Below are 16,589 nucleotides of genomic sequence, written 5' to 3'. Positions count from 1 at the left end.
GAAATGAATGCAGTGAACGAACAAGCGAAGTTGTCGGTACAGCAACTGGGCCATTACATCGGCGGCGCGCCGGTTGCGTCGGCCAGCGGCCGCTTCAAGGACGTGTTCAATCCCGCTACCGGCCAGGTGAGCGGCTCGGTCGCTCTGGCGTCGGTCGAGGAAGTGGACGCGGCGGTCAAGGCCGCGAAGGCCGCCTTCCCGGCATGGAGCGAAACCGCGCCGATCAAGCGCGCGCGCATTCTGTTCAAGTTCAAGGAATTGCTCAACCGGCATCACGACGAACTCGCGATGCTGATTACGCGCGAACACGGCAAGGTGTTTACGGACGCGCAAGGCGAAGTGGTGCGCGGTATCGAAGTGGTCGAGTTCGCTTGCGGCATTCCGAACCTGCTGAAGACCGATTTCACCGACCAGATCGGCGGCGGCATCGACAACTGGAATCTGCGTCAGGCGCTGGGTGTGGTGGCGGGCATCACGCCGTTCAATTTCCCGGTGATGGTGCCGATGTGGATGTTCCCGGTGGCGCTGGCGTGCGGCAATACGTTCGTGCTGAAGCCGTCGGAGCGCGATCCGTCGGCGTCGTTGCGCATTGCCGAATTGCTGAAGGAAGCGGGTCTGCCGGACGGTGTGTTCAACGTCGTGAACGGCGATAAGGTCGCTGTGGATGCGCTGATCGAACATCCGGACGTCGCGGCGCTGTCGTTTGTCGGCTCCACGCCGATCGCCGAATACATCTATACGGAAGCGTCGAAGCGCGGCAAGCGTGTGCAGGCGCTCGGCGGTGCGAAGAATCATCTGGTGGTGATGCCGGATGCCGATCTGGACCAGGCCGTCGACGCGCTGATCGGCGCCGCCTACGGTTCGGCGGGCGAGCGCTGCATGGCGATCTCGGTCGCGGTGGCGGTCGGCAATGTCGCCGATGAACTAATCGAGCGCCTCGTGCCGCGCGTGAAATCGCTGGTGATCAAGAACGGCGAGAACCTCGACGCGGAAATGGGTCCGCTGGTGACCGCCGAACATAAGGCCAAGGTGGCGGGCTATATCGACGCGGGCGTCGCGGAGGGTGCAAAGCTGATCGTCGACGGCCGCGCTCATCCGGTCGCGCAGGAAGCGGGCTTCTTCATCGGCGGCACGCTGTTCGACCAGGTCGGCACCGGGATGAATATCTACAAGGAAGAAATCTTCGGCCCGGTGCTGGCGGTGGTCCGCGTGCCCGATTTCGCGAGCGCGGTCGACCTGATCAACGCGCACGAGTTCGGCAACGGCGTGTCGCTCTTCACGTCGGACGGCGGCGTGGCGCGCGCATTCGGCCGGCAGATTCAGGTGGGTATGGTCGGTATCAACGTACCGATTCCGGTGCCGATGGCATGGCACTCGTTCGGCGGCTGGAAGCGCTCGCTGTTCGGCGACCACCACGCGTACGGCGAAGAAGGCGTGCGTTTCTATACGCGCTACAAGAGCATCATGCAGCGTTGGCCGGACAGCATCGCGAAGGGTGCGGAGTTCACGATGCCGGTTGCGAAGTAAGCACGCAGACGCTATTGCAGCGAAAAAAAGCCGCGCCTGATTTCAGGCGCGGCTTTTTTGTTCGTGTGGCCGCAGTCAGGCTGGGCGGGCACGTTGCCGTGTTTCATGCAGCGGGCGGATCAGCACACGTTAAACGCCGGCGGACGAATCCTCTTCCGCTTCGCTTAGTACGGCGTTCTGTATCGCTGTGACAGGGCTCACGTAAGGCGGCGCCTGGCGCGGATCGTCGATGCTGTAACGCAAGCGGCCGGCCTCGACATACACGCGCAACTGGCGGTACTTCACCAGATACATCAGGCCGACCACCGCCGCGGCAAAGCCCGATGCCGCGCCCACGCCAAGCGCCCAGCGCGGGCCGAAGCGATCCGCCACCCAACCCACCACCGGTGCACCGAGCGGCGTGCAGCCAAGCGAGATGGCCAGCAGGATCGCGATCACCCGGCCACGCATAGCCGGCTCGGTGGAGATTTGTACGAGGCTGTTCGTCGAGGTATTGAACGTCTGCGTTGCCGCGCCGACCACGACGAGCGCGAGGCCGAACAGGACGTAGTTCGGCATCAGCGCAGCCACCGTGCAACTCACGCCGAAAACTGCCGCTGCGCCAAGCAGGATCGCCATGCGCGGCCTGGCTCTGCGGGCGGCGAGCAGCGCACCGGTCACCGAGCCAATCGCCATGGTCGAGCTCAACACGCCGTATTGACTCGCGCCCGCATGAAACGCGGTGACCGACATGGTCGAGATGAAGATCGGGAAGTTCAGCCCGAAGGTGCCGATCAGGAACAGCATCAACAGTGCGGCCTTCAGATCGGGACGCGTCCACACATACTTGAAGCCTTCCACGAAACTGCCACGCGAGCGTGTCGCGCGCGGTTTCAGCTTCAGTTCGCTGAGGCGCAGCGTGCGCAGTGAACCAAGCACGGCGACGAACGAGAGCGCGTTGATCAGAAACACCCAGCCGGTGCCCACCGAAGCGATCAGAAGCCCCGCGACGGCAGGGCCGATCATGCGCGCCGCGTTGAACGAGGTGGAGTTCAGCGCGACCGCATTCGACAGATCGGCTTCTCCCACCAGATCGGAGACAAAGGTCTGACGCGCCGGCGAATCGAACGCGGTGACGCAGCCGAGCAAGCCCGCGAACACGTAGACCTGCCATAGCTGCACGAGGCCGGTCACGGTGAGCAGCCCGAGGCATAACGCCAGCGTGCCCATTGCCGCCTGAGTGAAGAACAGCAGCTTGCGGCGATCGAAATGATCGGCCGCGTAACCGGTGAGGGGCAGCAGGAGCATCTGCGGCCCGAACTGCAGCGACATCACAATGCCCACGGATGTGGCATTGTGATGCGTGAGCTCCGTGAGCACGAGCCAGTCCTGCGCCGTGCGCTGCATCCATGTGCCGATGTTGGAGACGATCGCCCCGCTGGCCCAGACGCGGTAGTTGAACGTGCGCAGCGAACGGAATGTGCCGCTCACCGGGACATCTCCGGGTGAGCGATTCGCGCCGCGCAGCGGTTCAAACAGGTGGTCATGCGCGCGACTTCTCGAGCAGATCGATGACGTCTTGCGTCGTGCCGGTTTCGCCGAGGCGCGGGAAGATTCGCGTGATGCTGTTGGTATGAGCGTCGGCGTTCATGTCCGTCATGGCGTCGATCGCGAACGTGACGTTGAAGCCGAGTTCATGGGCGAAACGCGCGGTGGACTCGACTCCGATACTGGTGGCCACACCGACCAGCACCACTTGCGTGACGCCTTGCTGGCGCAGATACGTTTCGAGGTCCGTGTTCGTGAAGGCGCCCCAGGTGCGCTTGGTCACCAGATGATCCGACGGCTGTTGCTTCAGTTCGGGGACGAGGTCCGCGAAGCCGGCCGGGAAATCGCCCGTGGGGCGCGATTGTTCCGCGCGGCCCGGTGCGCCGCCCGCCACGTTGACGAGCACGACGGGCAAACCGTGACGGCGAAATGCATCGGCCAGGCCCGCGGAGAGTTTGACGATCTCAGCGGTGGGGTGGGCAGTGGGCAGCGCGACGATGCCTTGCTGCAAATCGATGACGACCAATGCGGTCTTTGGGTCGAGTGTAGTGAGAGCCATGGTGTTTTCCTGTGCGTTACGAGTCGATGAGGCGTTTGAGCAGTTCGACGCCAATCGCGAGTTGTTTCTGTTCGGCGGCGGAGAAGCGGGTCTGCATCGTACGGAATAGCCAGTCTTCGCGTGCCGTGCGACTGGCTTTTATCTTCTTGCGGAAGGCCGGTGTGAGGGAGAGAACGGTTTGCCGCCCGTCGTTCGGGTCGGGCGCGCCGCTGACGAGCCCGGCAGCTTTCAAGACTGAAAGCTGCTCGCCCATGGATTGCGGACGCATACCCTGGATACGCGCGAGCGTGGTGACCGTTGCAGGACCTTCGCGTTCCAGCAGGAGGAGAACCTGCACCTGCGACGGCGTGAAATCGCCCACGTGCGCCTCTTCACGCAAGCGGCGGCGCAACTTGCCGATGAGTACACGCAGGTCTTCCGCCGTGGCGTGCAAGGCGTCGGGATCGGAGGGGGTGTCGTTGCTGGACATGCGGGCAGATGTGAAGGTTACCTTCACAGGTTACCTTCGCATCTGTCGGGCGTCAAGGTCTAGCCAGGCCCGCAAGCGTCGCGCGAAATGCCGAAATGCTGCTTGAGTCCTTCCCAGCCGAGCGCCGTAACGCTCACCGAGCGCGCCGCGGACGACCTGCTGATCCAGCCCCATGCAAGGAAGGCGTCCATCAGCCGGGCGCCCAATGGCCCCGCGACGTGATACTGCCGCTCGGTCCAGTCAAGACATTGGCGCGCATGCTCCGATGCCTGGCTGAATGCCGGCTCGTTCATATCGATGCCGAGTTGCTGCAGCCATTCGCAGCCTGGCGCGGTGACAGCGTATTGACGCTCACCGGCCTCGACGATGAAACCCCGCGTGAGCATGCTTTGCGTCACCGCGATGCTGATCTGTCCCGCCAGGTGGTCGTAGCAGCAGCGCGCGAAACGCAGCGCCTGAGCGGGACGATTGGGTGTATGGCGCCAGGCGGGGGTGACCGGTCCGATCGTCGCGAGGCTTTCGAGCACATGGGAAACGTGCGGGCCGGCGAGCCGGTAATAGCGATGCCGGCCTTTGCTTTCGACACTCAGCAAACCGCCGTCGAGCAGCTTGGCGAGGTGCGAACTGGCGGTCTGCGCGGTGACGCCCGCCGCTCGCGCAAGCGCGCCGGCCGACATGGCGCTGCCGTCGACGAGGGTGATCAGCATTACCGAACGAACCGGCTCGGCGATCAGATGCGCAACGCTCGAAATATTGTGCTCGCCCATGTGTTTGCTGCGTCCTCGATTGATGCGTGTTTGACGCGTGTCGGTCGGTGAGAACCGCCCGTTTATACGGTTCGATACTTCGATACAGCCCGAAGCATTCTCAGTGCGAGCCGTCTTATAGTCAACGGCGAACCGATCACCAGGGGCTGGAACTCTTGAACAATGAACGTGAATATCAGAAACGGGTAGTGATCGCGACATGCCTCAGCTACGTCATTGTCCTACTCGATACATCGATCGTAAATGTTGCGCTGGAGCCGGTGGCAATGAGTTTGCACTCGGATATCAGCGGTCTGCAATGGGTGGTCAACGCCTATACGCTGACATTCGCCAGCCTGCTGCTGAGCGGCGGCGCGCTAGGCGACCGGATCGGCGCGAAGACCGTTTATCTGGCCGGTCTGTTGATTTTCGCCTGCGCGTCGGCGCTATGCGGATTGGCGCCGAATTTGCCGGTTCTGGTTGCCGCCCGGATCGGGCAGGGCGTCGGCGCGGCCTTATTGGTGCCGTGCTCACTGACACTCATCAACCGTGCTTTTCCGGTCGCGCGGCAGCGAGCCAGTGCGATCGGCGTATGGGCCGGATGCGGTGGCATCGCGATGGCGGCGGGGCCGCTCGCCGGTGGTCTGCTGATTCATCTGCTGGGCTGGCGGAGCATTTTTCTGGTGAATGTGCCGATCGCGCTGATTGGCGCCTGGCTGACCACGCGCGTCGACTCGGTGCGGCCGGACGTTACGGACAGGCAGATGGACATTGCCGGTCAGTTGCTCGCTATCGTGGCGCTCGGCGCATCGGTCGCCGTGTTGATCGAAGGCGCGAAGCTCGGCTGGCACATGGGCATGATTCGCGTGGGCGCCGTGCTTACGCTTGTCGCCTGGATTGCATTCGTGCTGGTCGAGACCAAACGCAAACAGCCGATGCTGCCTTTACACTTCTTTCGTAGTCCGGTGTTTTCTGCGTCGGCGTTTGCTTCGTCGATTTCCGGCCTGGTGTTTTACGGGTTGTTCTTTCTGCTGAGCCTCTACTTCCAGTCCGCTCGTGGATGGTCGCCGTTGCTGACCGGCCTGGCATTTTTGCCGCTGACCGCCATGGTGGCGATCGGCAGCTTTGCATCGGGCGCATTGAACAGGGCGTATGGCGCGCAACGACTCGTCTGCGGTGGCTTCCTGCTGTACGCGCTGGGTTTCGCCGGACTCCTCGCGCTCGCGGACAACGCGCCGTATTGGCGTATCGCGCTGTGCTTCCCGGCGGTCGGTTTCGGGGCCGGTGTGATTACGCCGGCGGCGACCGCCGCGTTGATGACGACCGTGGACAAGGCGCGCGCCGGGGTCGCGGCGGGCGTGCTCAACGCGAGCCGGCAGACCGGCTCCGCCTTTGGCGTGGCAATCTTCGGCGCCTTGATGACCGCGGTCCAGCCGCTCGATACCGGGATTCGCGTGGCGGTCTATCTGGCGATCGGCTTGTCGCTGCTGGCCGCGCTGGTCTGGCGTATCGCGTTGGCCGTGGCGACGCGTTATGTAGGCAGCGACGCCTGCTGAGCCTGTTTTGACCAGCAGCGCGGCCACAAACGGGCCTCGCGCGTCGATAACAGGGCGTTTGGCGTGCCAGTTCCGGCTGGCACCATCGAAAGGACGCCGCTGGCACTACGCGAGTGTTCGGAATATTGCGAAGATACCGGCCCTTTCATGAAGCTGTCATCGTGCGCAAAACGTAGCAATCGATTTGACCTTCGATTCTCCGTCCATTGCGAACGAACGACTTATGAATGTTGCCGATACTCCTTCCATCCTGGGATGTCTGGCCCTGGTGACCGTGGTGGCGGGCATGGCAAAAGGCCTGACCGGGTTCGGCGGCGCGCTCGTCATGGCGCCACTGTTCGGGCTGCTGATTCCGGCACCCGAAGCCGGTGTGCTGATCGTCCTGATCCATTTCGCGACCTCGCTGCAAGGCGTGCGCAGTTGGGCGAACGCGGTGCGCTGGCGCACGGTGATTCCTCTCGCGCTGGTCGCGATGGCGTGCACGGCAGTCACGACCCTATGGATGGCGAGCGAGAACGCGGTGGAACTGCGCCGGCTCGTCGCGCTCGCCGTTCTTGCCTCCACGGTGATGCACATCCGCGGCTGGCGCTGGCTTCACGATAGCGGCTGGCGGCCGACCTTCACAGCCGGCGCAATGAGCGGCGCGCTGACCGCGCTGGGCGGCATTGGCGGTCCGCCGGCCGTCTACTATCTCAACGGCATTGGCCAGGGCGCCGCGCTGCGTGCCAATCTTCTCGCTTATTTTGCGGTGCTCTACGTGGGCGTGGTGGCCCTTTTTGTGGCCGAACATCAGGTTCACGCGCCCCAGCTCAGCTCGATGGTGCTGCTCGTGCCGGTGTTTGTGCTTGGTGTCTCCGTGGGGGAGCGTCTGCGGCGGCGCGTGCCGGTGCGCCGGGTCGATCATTTCGTGAGCGCCTTGCTGCTGTGTTCCGGACTGGTCGCGCTGCTTACGTAACGGCGCGTAAAAAAAACACGTAAAAACGACCTTGCCATCGAGGTATGAGCGGGTGCAATGTCCGCTCAAGGTCCACGCTCATGTGGACCAGGCGATTTATTATCGCTGGTACTAACCAGGTGCATTTTCGGCCACCGATACTGAAATCATTGTAATCGTCTGCTACGGCCGTCGTGCCGCATCCGCGTGCCGCGGATCAGCAAAGGTAATTTCACTGGTTACAAAAAAGCTGACGGAGACTTCATGCTCAAGTTCCTGATCGGGATCGGCATCCCTTATATCGGCGTGATCGGCCTGCTGCCCTGGGTGGCCTCAGTCGACCGGTTCGTGCTGGGCGTGCCGTTCATTTATGCGTGGATTTTCATGTGGTTTGTTCTGACGTCGATCTGCCTGCAGATTTGCTGGCGTCTGTTCGATCGCCACGCGGACGATGCAGATCCGCAAACCCACTGAAGCAGCAGGAGAGCCCGGATGTCCACTGTTGTCTTTCTCGGTTTGATTCTCTTCTCGCTGTATCTGGCGATACGCTCCAAAAAAGGGCATGGCGCGCAAAGCGTGCATGACTTCTTTGTCGCGTCCCGTCAGTTTGGCGCGTACCTGGTCTTTTTCCTCGCCGCGGGCGAGATCTACAGCATTGGCACGATGGTCGGCTTTCCCGGCGGCATTTATGCCAAAGGACCGACGTATGGGGTCTGGTTTCTTGGCTATATCCTGCTGGCGTATCCCGTCGGCTATTTCATCGGACCGAAAATCTGGGAGGCCGGCAAACGCTATAACGCCATTACGCTGCCCGATCTGTTCAAAGGCCATTTCGGCAGTCGCTCATTGGAGTTGATCGTCGCCGGATCGGCGATTCTGTTCCTGCTGCCGTGGGGGGAGTTGCAGTTCACGGGGCTGGTTGCCGCGTTCAAAGGCCTCGGCTGGAATTTCCAGCCGCTCTATCTGATCCTGATCTCCGCGGTATTGGCATTTACCTACATCGCCATTTCGGGCGTGCGGGCGTCGGCCTACATTGCGATCCTGAAAGACGTGCTGATGGTGTTGGCGATTGTGATCACCGGGCTCGCGGTCGCGTGGGAATCCGGCGTCACGGAGGTTTTTCACGCCGCGAGCCTGCACGTCAGCAACAGCATGAACGCCAGCCAACTGACGTTCTCGATGAGCACCATGCTGTTCCAGTCGCTAGGGTTCTACGTGATGCCGTTCGCGGTGCAGGTTTTCTTCACGGCGGCCAGTCCGAACACGATCCGGCGTACCCAGGTGGCGATGCCGCTGTACATGCTGATGTATCCATTCCTGGTGCTCGCCTCCTACTATGCGATCAGTCAGAACCTGCATCTCGGCTCGCCGAATGAGGCGTTCTTCGCGGCGGCGATCCGCTTGCTGCCGGGCTGGCTGCTGGGTCTGGTGGCGGCCGGCGCCTCGCTGTCCGGCCTGCTGGTGCTAACCGGGATCTGTCTTGCCATCGGCCCGATCGTGACGCGCAATCTGTTGCCGAAGATGCCCGAGAACCGGCAGAAAGCCACCGCGAAAACGGTGATCGTGATCTACCTGCTGGTCTCGATCGTGATGACGCTGTTGACGCCGAATCTGATGCTCACGCTGATCAATACCGCGTACTACGGCGTGACCCAGTTTTTCCCGGGCGTGATGATCATTCTGTTTTCGCTTCGCGTCAAACCGGCCGCGATTGCAACCGGTATCCTCACTGGCCAGATACTCGCGATCATCCTGTACATGCTTCATGCCGATCTCGGCGGATTCAACCTGGGCTTGCTGTGTCTCGTGATCAACGTCGCAGTGACCGCCATGTTGAACCATGGCTGGAAGCGCAAACCGGTTCACGCGCTATCCTGAGCATTCGGCCCGCTTTCTGAATCTGAGACCATCTATTTATGAATTCGATTGAACGAGGTCCCGTCACGGTATTCGTCGCCAGAAAGATTCTGACCATGAATCCGGCCCAGCCGCATGCCACGCACGTTGCGGTGCGGGACGGCAAAATTCTTTCTGTCGGCAATCTGGATGAGGTTAGCCGCTGGGGCGAGGTTGAGATCGTCGACACGTTTCAGGACAAGGTGCTGATGCCGGGTCTTGTCGAAGGGCATTGTCATCTGATGGAAGGCGCCATGTGGGACGCCGTGTATCTCGGCTACTACGACCGGCGCGGTCCCGACGGCACGTTGTGGCCCGGTCTGAAAACGCTGGACGCGGTGATCGCGCGGCTCGCGGACGCGCAACGCAGTATGACCGACGCGGCGGCGCCCTTGCTCGCATGGGGCTTCGATCCGATTTTCTTCGGCACGACCCGCCTGTCGGTCAAGGAACTCGATACCGTTTCGACTACCCGGCCCATTGTCGTGCTGCACGCGAGCGTGCATCTGATGAACGTCAATTCCGCCATGCTGGCGCTCGCCGGGATCGACGAGAACACCGATATCGACGGCATCGACAAGGGCGAAGACGGACAGCCGACCGGCGAGCTGCAGGAATTCGCCGCCATGTTCCCGGTGTACGAGGTGATCGGCAGTCAGCTTTCCATTGCGGCCAGCGAAAAGAAAGCGGCGATCTGGAATTTCGGTAAGGTCGCTCAACTCGCCGGTGTGACCACCGCGACGGATCTGGTCAACGATCTGTCGGCGCTGGGCAATCGCAATCTGCGCGAAGTCACGGCCGATCCGCAGTATCCGATCCGGATCGTGCCCGCGTTCGCGCCGCAGCGCAGCCCCGAAGGCGGCGCTGAAAAAGTACTGTCGGCGATGCGTGACAGCACGGAGAAACTGAGCTTCGGGCCAGTCAAATTCATCGTCGACGGATCGATTCAAGGCTTTACCGCGCGGCTGAAATGGCCCGGCTATGTCGGCGGGCAGCCCAATGGCTTGTGGCTGATTCCGCCGAGTCAACTGGAGGAGGTGTTCACGCCGTTTCATCGCGCGGGGCTGCAACTCCATATTCATACCAACGGCGATGAAGCCACCGAGGTCGTGCTTAACGCCGTCGAGAAGATGCTCGACGCGTGCCCGCGCAGCGACCACCGTCACACGCTGCAGCACTGCCAGATGGCCGACGCGAGCCAGTTGGCGCGCGCGGCGAAACTTGGCATGTGCATCAATTTTTTCTCCAACCATATCTACTACTGGGGCGACGCCCACTACGCGCAGACCATGGGCCCCGACCGGGCGAACCGCATGAACGCGGCGGGCTCGGCGCGGCGGCTGGGCATTCCCTTTGCGTTTCACTCGGACGCGCCGATCACGCAGTTGAGCCCGTTGTTTACCGCATGGTGCGCGGTGCAGCGCAAGACCGCGAGCGGCCGTGTGCTGGGCGCGAGCGAGTGCATCCCCGTGGCGGACGCGTTGCGCGCGATCACGCTCGGCGCGGCCTATACGCTCAAGATGGATCATCTGATCGGCAGTATCGAAGTGGGCAAATTCGCGGACTTCGCCGTGCTGGCGGAAGACCCGAGCGAAGTCGCCGCCGAACGACTGAAAGACGTTGAGGTGTGGGGCACGGTGCTGGGCGGCCGCGTATTCCAGTCGCCGGAAAAATGAACGGCGTGGTGAACGATACTGCTGCGCCCGGTGTCCGGCCGCCTATTCCTCTGGTGGTGCTGGGCGGCTATCTGGGAGCGGGCAAGACGACCTTGCTGAACCATGTGCTGTCGATGGCGGGGCAGCGCAAGGTGGCCGTACTCGTCAACGATTTCGGCGATATCAATATCGACGCGGCGTTGATCCGCGAACGCACGGACGATGTCATCAATCTGGAGAACGGTTGCATCTGCTGCTCGATCGGCGGCCGTCTCGTCGACGCGCTCGTGAAAATCAGCGCGCGGCCCGAACGTCCCGAGTTATTGATCATCGAAGCGAGCGGCGTTTCCGATCCGGTGAAGATCGCGCAGATCGGCTTGCTCGACCGGGCCTTCAGGCTGTTCGGGATCATCGTTGCCGTGGATGCCGAGCGCATCGGCGCAACCTTGCTCGATCCTTATGTCGGCGATATTGTGCGCCGCCAGATTGCGGGCGCAACGGCCCTTGTACTCACCAAGACCGACCTCGTGACGGAGCAGGAGAAGGTCGCGGCAACGCAGGCCGTGCTAGCGCTTGCGACCACCTCCATCCTGTTCGAGGCGGTGGATGGACAGATACCGCCGGCCTTGATCTTCGACGCTAGCGTGGTGCCTCGTCATCAAGCGGGTGGGCGAGGCGCGATGACGGCTGGCGCTTCGAGCCTGCATCGGGATATCAGCAGTTTTTCCTTCCGTTCGGACTTTCCTCTGGACCGGAAGAAACTCCGGGCCGCGCTGCGCGGCCTCTCCGCCACGCTGTTGCGAGCGAAGGGCATTGTCTGGCTGGATCAGGACAGCTCGCCGCAAGAGCTGCATGTAGCAGGCGGGCGCATTCTCATCACCCCATTCGCGGGTCATGCGGCGGCCGAATCGACACTCGTCCTGATCGGCCGTTTCACAGGCGAAGACGAGCGCGCGATCATGCGTTGCCTCGAAGGCACGCAAGTGCTGAACTGACTTCCGTTGCGCGGCAGCGTGGCTCGCACACGCAGCACACACAGCATACCCACCGCCTGAATCCAGAAAACGCGCTTCGCGGTCCGTCAACCCGCGCCTTCTTTGCCACGCGCCGCATCACACCGCACCACACTGCACCAGGCGAAACCAGCGCACTGGCCCTACCGTCGAGCCGACACCAAACTTACACTTTTCCATAACAGATCGCCGCTTAGGCAAGCTCACGAGTCTCACCCAAATCACCAAGCAGGAGACATGGATGGCTACAACAGAAACGTCCGCAGCGAAGGTCACCGCGGACACACTCGCTGCATTTTCCGATGCATTCAACCGTCACGACGCCAATGCGCTGATGGGCTTCATGACCGAAGACTGTGTGTTCGACACGGCCGGCGGAAACGAAGTTTACGGCACGCGTTTCGTTGGTCGCAAGGCGGTGCGCGCGGCGTTCGAAACGGTCTTCAAGACTTTCCCGGATGCGCATTGGGGAGACGGACGCCATTACGTTATCGGTGAGCGTGGCGTGTCCGAGTGGGTGTTCACGGGCACGCATGCGGAGGGCTGGCGCATCGAAGCGGAAGGCTGCGATCTGTTCGAGTTCCGCGACGGCCTGATTGCGGTCAAGCGCGCGTTCCGCAAGGAACGTCCGAAGCAGAACGTTTGACGCCGACGAGGAGCTTCACATGGCGCAAAGTGTCATCACACGGGTCGGCGACGGTCTGTCCACAGGACGGGACGGCGCGACACAGTATGACCCGCGATACGACCCGCTGGTCTCGCCGGGGCCGGGGCACGGCAAGCAGTACGCACCGACCTATTGGGCCGCGACTGCCGGCACGCCGCCGCCCGACGACGGTCCGATCACGAAAGATATCGACGTGGACGTGGCGATCATCGGCGCGGGCTATACCGGGCTCGCGACCGCGCTTTGTCTGGCGCGCGAGCATGGCATCAAGGCGGTGGTGCTCGAGGCCAACAAAACCAGTTGGGGTTGCAGCAGCCGCAATGGCGGACAGGGGCAGAACGCATCGGGACGTCTGTCGCGTTCGCAATGGATCGAGCGTTGGGGTAAAGACGTCGCGCTGAAAATGCACGACGAGATCCAGGAAGGCTTCGACAACTTCAAGTCGCTGGTGGCCGAAATCGATTGCGATCCGCAACCCGGCGGCCACTTTCTGATTGCGCACCGGCCGCGCATGATGGCCAAACTCGCCGCCGAAGCCAAGGTCTGGAAAGACGTGTTCGGCTATCCGTCCGAGCTCATCGACCAGGCGACGTTGCGCCGCGAGTACGTCAACGATTCCGAGGCGGCCGGCGCGCTGCACGAACCCGAAGGCATCGGCATTCATGCACTGAAACTGGCGTATGGCTATCAGCGGCTGGCGCGCGAAGCGGGCGCGCGGGTTCATCCGTCGAGCCCGGTGATCGGTTGGGAAACGATTAACGGCATTCATCATCTGCGCACGCCGGGCGGCATTGTGCGGGCCCGTTCGGTGGGTATCGCGACCGGCGCCTATACGGCGCCGAACCTGCATCCCTCGCTGACGAGCCGGGTGATGCCGATCCTGTCGAATTCGATGGTGACGCGTCCGCTCACGCAGCAGGAAATCGCCGCGTGCAATTTTCGAACGACGCAGGTGCTGACCGATACGCGCACTTTGCGTTTCTACTATCGCTTCCTGCCGGACAACCGGTTGCAGATCGGCAGCCGTAGCGCGATCACCGGTGCGGATGCGCCGAATTCGCGCCACTACGAGTTGCTCATCGAAGGAATGGGCCGCAAGTTCCCGGCCTTGCGCGGTATCCAGATCGATTATTCATGGTGGGGCTGGGTGGATGTGAGCCACGACATGATGCCGCGCGTGTGTCAGCCGGACCCGAAGCAGTCGGTGTTTTACGCGCTGGGCTACGGCGGCAATGGTGTGTCATATTCGCAGCAGGCGGGGCGCCGCCTCGCCGAACGGATAGCCGGTAAAGGGGCGAAGCAGACGCTGCCGATCTTCACCTCGCCATTGCCTGGCCATCCGTTCGCACCGTTTCGCCGCATCGGCCAACGCATGCTCTACCAGTTGTACTTCCGGCGCGACGAGAAACCTTGAACGCGCTCTGCGTGTCGCGCCGCTTGCGGCACGTCATTCGGCCGCCGTCGCGCCGCACGCGCACGGCGGCGCTGCGCGGCCGGACAGGTCCGCGCGTTAAGCCATAAGAAAAAACACGATGCAGCGAGGCGCGCAGGCGTTCTCGCTCGATCCGAATTGACGGCGCCCTGGTTCCGGGACTGCGCACGCGGTCCGCGCGACCGGCGCCGACATCAACAGGATGTGGAGGTGACATGCAAGTATCGAATCGAAGTGAACTGAAGACCGGCCTCAAAGAGCGGCATATGACCATGATCGCGCTGGGCGGCGTGATTGGCGCGGGTCTGTTTGTCGGTAGCGGTGTCGTGGTCCAGCAGGCCGGCCCGGCGGCGGTGCTGTCGTTTCTGATTACCGGTGGCCTGATCGTGCTCGTCATGCGCATGCTCGGAGAAATGGCCTGTGCGATGCCGGCCGTGGGCTCGTTCTACGAATATGCGCGCATGGCCTTTGCCGGCAAGCGCGGGCCCGGCAAACTGGCCGGCTTTCTGACCGGCTGGATGTACTGGTATTTCTGGGTCATCGTCGTGGCCGTCGAGGCGGTGGCCGGCGCGAAACTGGTGCAATTCTGGCTGCCGGATACGCCGGCGTGGGCGATCAGTCTCGTGTTGCTGGTCGTGTTGACGGCGACCAACCTGATCTCGGTGGGCAGCTATGGGGAGTTCGAATTCTGGTTCGCGTCCATCAAGGTGGCCGCGATCGTCGTGTTCCTGTTTCTTGGCGCGCTCTATGTGCTGGGTCTGTGGCCCGCATCGATGCACACCACGGCCGTGATGCCGACGCTGCTTTCGCACGGCGGCCTGATGCCGAAGGGCATTGGACCGGTGTTGAGCGGCGCTGTTGCGGCAACGGGTTTTTACTTCGGCGCCGAGATCGTCACGATTGCCGCCGCTGAAGCGCATGAGCCGGTCAAGGCGGTCGCCAAGGCCACCAATTCGGTGATTACCCGTGTGCTGATTTTCTATGTCGGCTCGATCATGCTGGTGGTGGCGCTGGTGCCCTGGAATTCACCGGCGATGGCCACACCGTATGTGAGCGCGCTCAATGCCATGGGTATTCCGGCCGCCGCAAACGTGATGAATGCAATCGTGCTGACCGCGGTGTTGTCCGCACTCAATTCCGGCCTGTACGCGGCCTCGCGGATGATGTTCGCGCTGACCCGCCACGGCGACGCGCCGGCTGCGCTGGCCCGGGTCAATCGCCGCGGCGTTCCGGTTCGCGCGATCCTGGTCGGCACCTTGTTCGGCTATGTGTCGGTCGTCATGTCGTATGTATCGCCGGACACGGTGTTCGCATTCCTTGTCAATTCATACGGTACGGTGGCCATTTTTGTCTACGTGCTGATTGCCGTGTCGCAACTTAAGCTGCGCGCCCGGCTCGAGCGCGAGGCGCCGCAGATGCTGCGCGTGCGGATGTGGTGCTATCCGTACCTGACCTGTTTCGCGATCGTCGGCATGCTCGGCATTCTGGTGGCGATGGCATTCATACCGGACCAGCGCACGCCGCTGTGGCTCGGTGTGGTGAGTCTCGGCGTGCTGCTCGTCGCGTATGTGTGGCGGGCCCGGAAAAGCGGCGCAGTTTCCACCGAGCCGGAATTCGTCGACTATCGGCCCCGTACGCATTGAAGCATTGACGCGCTATTGCACGTGGTTTGACGACATGCAGCGGTGGTCCGCTCGAGATCGCCGCTGCGAGGCAAGCTGCAGCGATGCGCGGGTGGGTCAGCCGGGTGGCGTCTCCCCGTTACTTCGATGCCACCGCTGCCGCCGCTGCCGTTGCAGGCTGAAGCAGCGGTCCGATGCGCAACGCAATCTCCTTGAGCCGCGGCACCGCTTTCAGCAGATCTTCCAGACTGGCCCGCGCCGTGGGGGCATGAACGGCCAGTGCCGCGAGCACACGGCCATCGTCGACGTGGCGCACCGGCACCGCGACCGCCACCATTCCGCGTACGAATTCCTCGTTGTCGACGCCGATGCCGCGCACGGCGAGGCGGTCGAGTTCGGCTTCCAGCAGATCGATATCGGTCAGGGTGCGATACGTCATCGACTTGAGCGGCAAGCGCCGGATGACGAGCCCACGCTCGGGCGCTGCCATCTGCGAAAGAAACAGCTTGCCGCTGGCGGTGCAATGCAGCGGCACGCGCGTGCCGGGTTGCAGATGCAGGCGCAAGGGTTCGCTCGTCTCGACGCGTTCGACGTACAGCACGGTATCGCCGTCGAGCACGGTGAGATTGCAGCTTTCGCCAAGCGACTCCACGAGTGTGCGCAGCAATGAGCGGCACGCCCGCGTGAACGTGCCGTTGGCGAGCGTGGTCAGCGCGAGCTGCGCGGCACGTGGGCCGAGCGCGATGGCGCGATCGGCGCCGCGCGAGTCCGGCATGTGTGTGACGTAGCCGCGCGCTTCGAGCGACTCGATCAGGCGCATCAGCGTTGCCTTCGGAATCTGCAGACGTGAGGACAACTGGGAAAGCGACGACGGTTGTCCCGCCGATGCAAGCTGTTCCAGCACGCTGAGCGCGCGCAGCACGCGGGTGTCGTCGGCGGGTTCGTGGGCAGGTGAGGGGAGATGCGTGGTGTCTCTCATTGTCCTT

At 62.7% G+C, this 16,589-nt stretch carries 15 protein-coding genes; 10 read left to right on the top strand and 5 right to left on the bottom strand.

Annotated elements, in window-relative coordinates; translation table 11 throughout:
* The first annotated feature begins 3 nt into the window (after positions 1 to 3).
* Entirely contained in the window at positions 4 to 1,527 is a 1,524-nt protein-coding gene (locus tag AC57B6_RS18480) for a CoA-acylating methylmalonate-semialdehyde dehydrogenase (protein ID WP_496421845.1), read from the top strand.
* A gap of 129 nt (positions 1,528 to 1,656) precedes the next feature.
* On the opposite strand, the gene AC57B6_RS18475 is transcribed toward AC57B6_RS18480, so the two are convergent.
* Genes AC57B6_RS18475 through AC57B6_RS18460 form a run of 4 tightly spaced genes read right to left on the bottom strand, consistent with a single transcriptional unit; the run spans position 1,657 to position 4,849 of the window.
* Positions 1,657 to 2,997, bottom strand: coding sequence for an MFS transporter (locus AC57B6_RS18475; RefSeq protein ID WP_028200033.1), 1,341 nt, complete (start codon positions 2,995 to 2,997; stop codon positions 1,657 to 1,659).
* A 52-nt stretch (positions 2,998 to 3,049) separates the two neighbouring features.
* Positions 3,050 to 3,613, bottom strand: coding sequence for an isochorismatase family protein (locus AC57B6_RS18470; protein WP_028200032.1), 564 nt, complete (start codon positions 3,611 to 3,613; stop codon positions 3,050 to 3,052).
* 16 nt (positions 3,614 to 3,629) lie between these two features.
* Positions 3,630 to 4,082, bottom strand: coding sequence for a MarR family winged helix-turn-helix transcriptional regulator (locus AC57B6_RS18465; protein ID WP_496421844.1), 453 nt, complete (start codon positions 4,080 to 4,082; stop codon positions 3,630 to 3,632).
* A 59-nt stretch (positions 4,083 to 4,141) separates the two neighbouring features.
* Positions 4,142 to 4,849 carry an ArsR/SmtB family transcription factor gene (locus AC57B6_RS18460; RefSeq protein ID WP_496421843.1) on the bottom strand — a complete coding sequence of 236 codons (708 nt, stop codon included), beginning with the start codon at positions 4,847 to 4,849 and terminating at the stop codon, positions 4,142 to 4,144.
* A gap of 188 nt (positions 4,850 to 5,037) precedes the next feature.
* Here AC57B6_RS18460 and AC57B6_RS18455 point away from each other — a divergent pair, with 188 nt between their 5' ends.
* The 9 genes from AC57B6_RS18455 (at position 5,038) to AC57B6_RS18415 (ending at position 15,624) form a co-directional block, all read left to right on the top strand.
* A complete protein-coding gene (locus AC57B6_RS18455; protein WP_496421860.1) occupies positions 5,038 to 6,384 on the top strand; it encodes an MFS transporter in 1,347 nt (448 codons plus the stop codon).
* A gap of 223 nt (positions 6,385 to 6,607) precedes the next feature.
* A complete protein-coding gene (locus AC57B6_RS18450) occupies positions 6,608 to 7,339 on the top strand; it encodes a sulfite exporter TauE/SafE family protein (RefSeq protein ID WP_153141133.1) in 732 nt (243 codons plus the stop codon).
* 243 nt (positions 7,340 to 7,582) lie between these two features.
* The gene (locus AC57B6_RS18445) at positions 7,583 to 7,792 is read left to right on the top strand and encodes a DUF3311 domain-containing protein (protein WP_028200027.1); all 210 of its coding nucleotides are present in this window, start codon (positions 7,583 to 7,585) and stop codon (positions 7,790 to 7,792) included.
* 18 nt (positions 7,793 to 7,810) lie between these two features.
* Positions 7,811 to 9,196 (top strand): sodium:solute symporter family protein, encoded by a 1,386-nt coding sequence (locus AC57B6_RS18440; RefSeq protein WP_496421842.1) that lies wholly within the window; start codon positions 7,811 to 7,813, stop codon positions 9,194 to 9,196.
* 38 nt (positions 9,197 to 9,234) lie between these two features.
* Positions 9,235 to 10,890 carry an amidohydrolase gene (locus AC57B6_RS18435; RefSeq protein ID WP_030103524.1) on the top strand — a complete coding sequence of 552 codons (1,656 nt, stop codon included), beginning with the start codon at positions 9,235 to 9,237 and terminating at the stop codon, positions 10,888 to 10,890.
* A gap of 8 nt (positions 10,891 to 10,898) precedes the next feature.
* Positions 10,899 to 11,864, top strand: coding sequence for a CobW family GTP-binding protein (locus tag AC57B6_RS18430; RefSeq protein WP_496421841.1), 966 nt, complete (start codon positions 10,899 to 10,901; stop codon positions 11,862 to 11,864).
* 259 nt (positions 11,865 to 12,123) lie between these two features.
* Positions 12,124 to 12,528 (top strand): nuclear transport factor 2 family protein, encoded by a 405-nt coding sequence (locus tag AC57B6_RS18425; protein WP_496421840.1) that lies wholly within the window; start codon positions 12,124 to 12,126, stop codon positions 12,526 to 12,528.
* 19 nt (positions 12,529 to 12,547) lie between these two features.
* Positions 12,548 to 13,963, top strand: coding sequence for an NAD(P)/FAD-dependent oxidoreductase (locus tag AC57B6_RS18420; protein ID WP_496421839.1), 1,416 nt, complete (start codon positions 12,548 to 12,550; stop codon positions 13,961 to 13,963).
* 233 nt (positions 13,964 to 14,196) lie between these two features.
* Entirely contained in the window at positions 14,197 to 15,624 is a 1,428-nt protein-coding gene (locus AC57B6_RS18415; RefSeq protein WP_046571009.1) for an amino acid permease, read from the top strand.
* A gap of 118 nt (positions 15,625 to 15,742) precedes the next feature.
* Here AC57B6_RS18415 and AC57B6_RS18410 read toward each other — a convergent pair whose 3' ends face one another.
* Complete coding sequence (locus AC57B6_RS18410) at positions 15,743 to 16,582, bottom strand: IclR family transcriptional regulator (RefSeq protein ID WP_106353375.1); 840 nt, start codon at positions 16,580 to 16,582, stop codon at positions 15,743 to 15,745.
* Between the last annotated feature and the right edge of the window lie 7 nt (positions 16,583 to 16,589).

The sequence above is a fragment of the Paraburkholderia sp. BGA-UO-ETr-F12 genome, from assembly GCF_059567945.1.
Note: the sequence above shows the minus strand (reverse complement) of the source record. Positions and strands in the feature narration are given on the sequence as shown.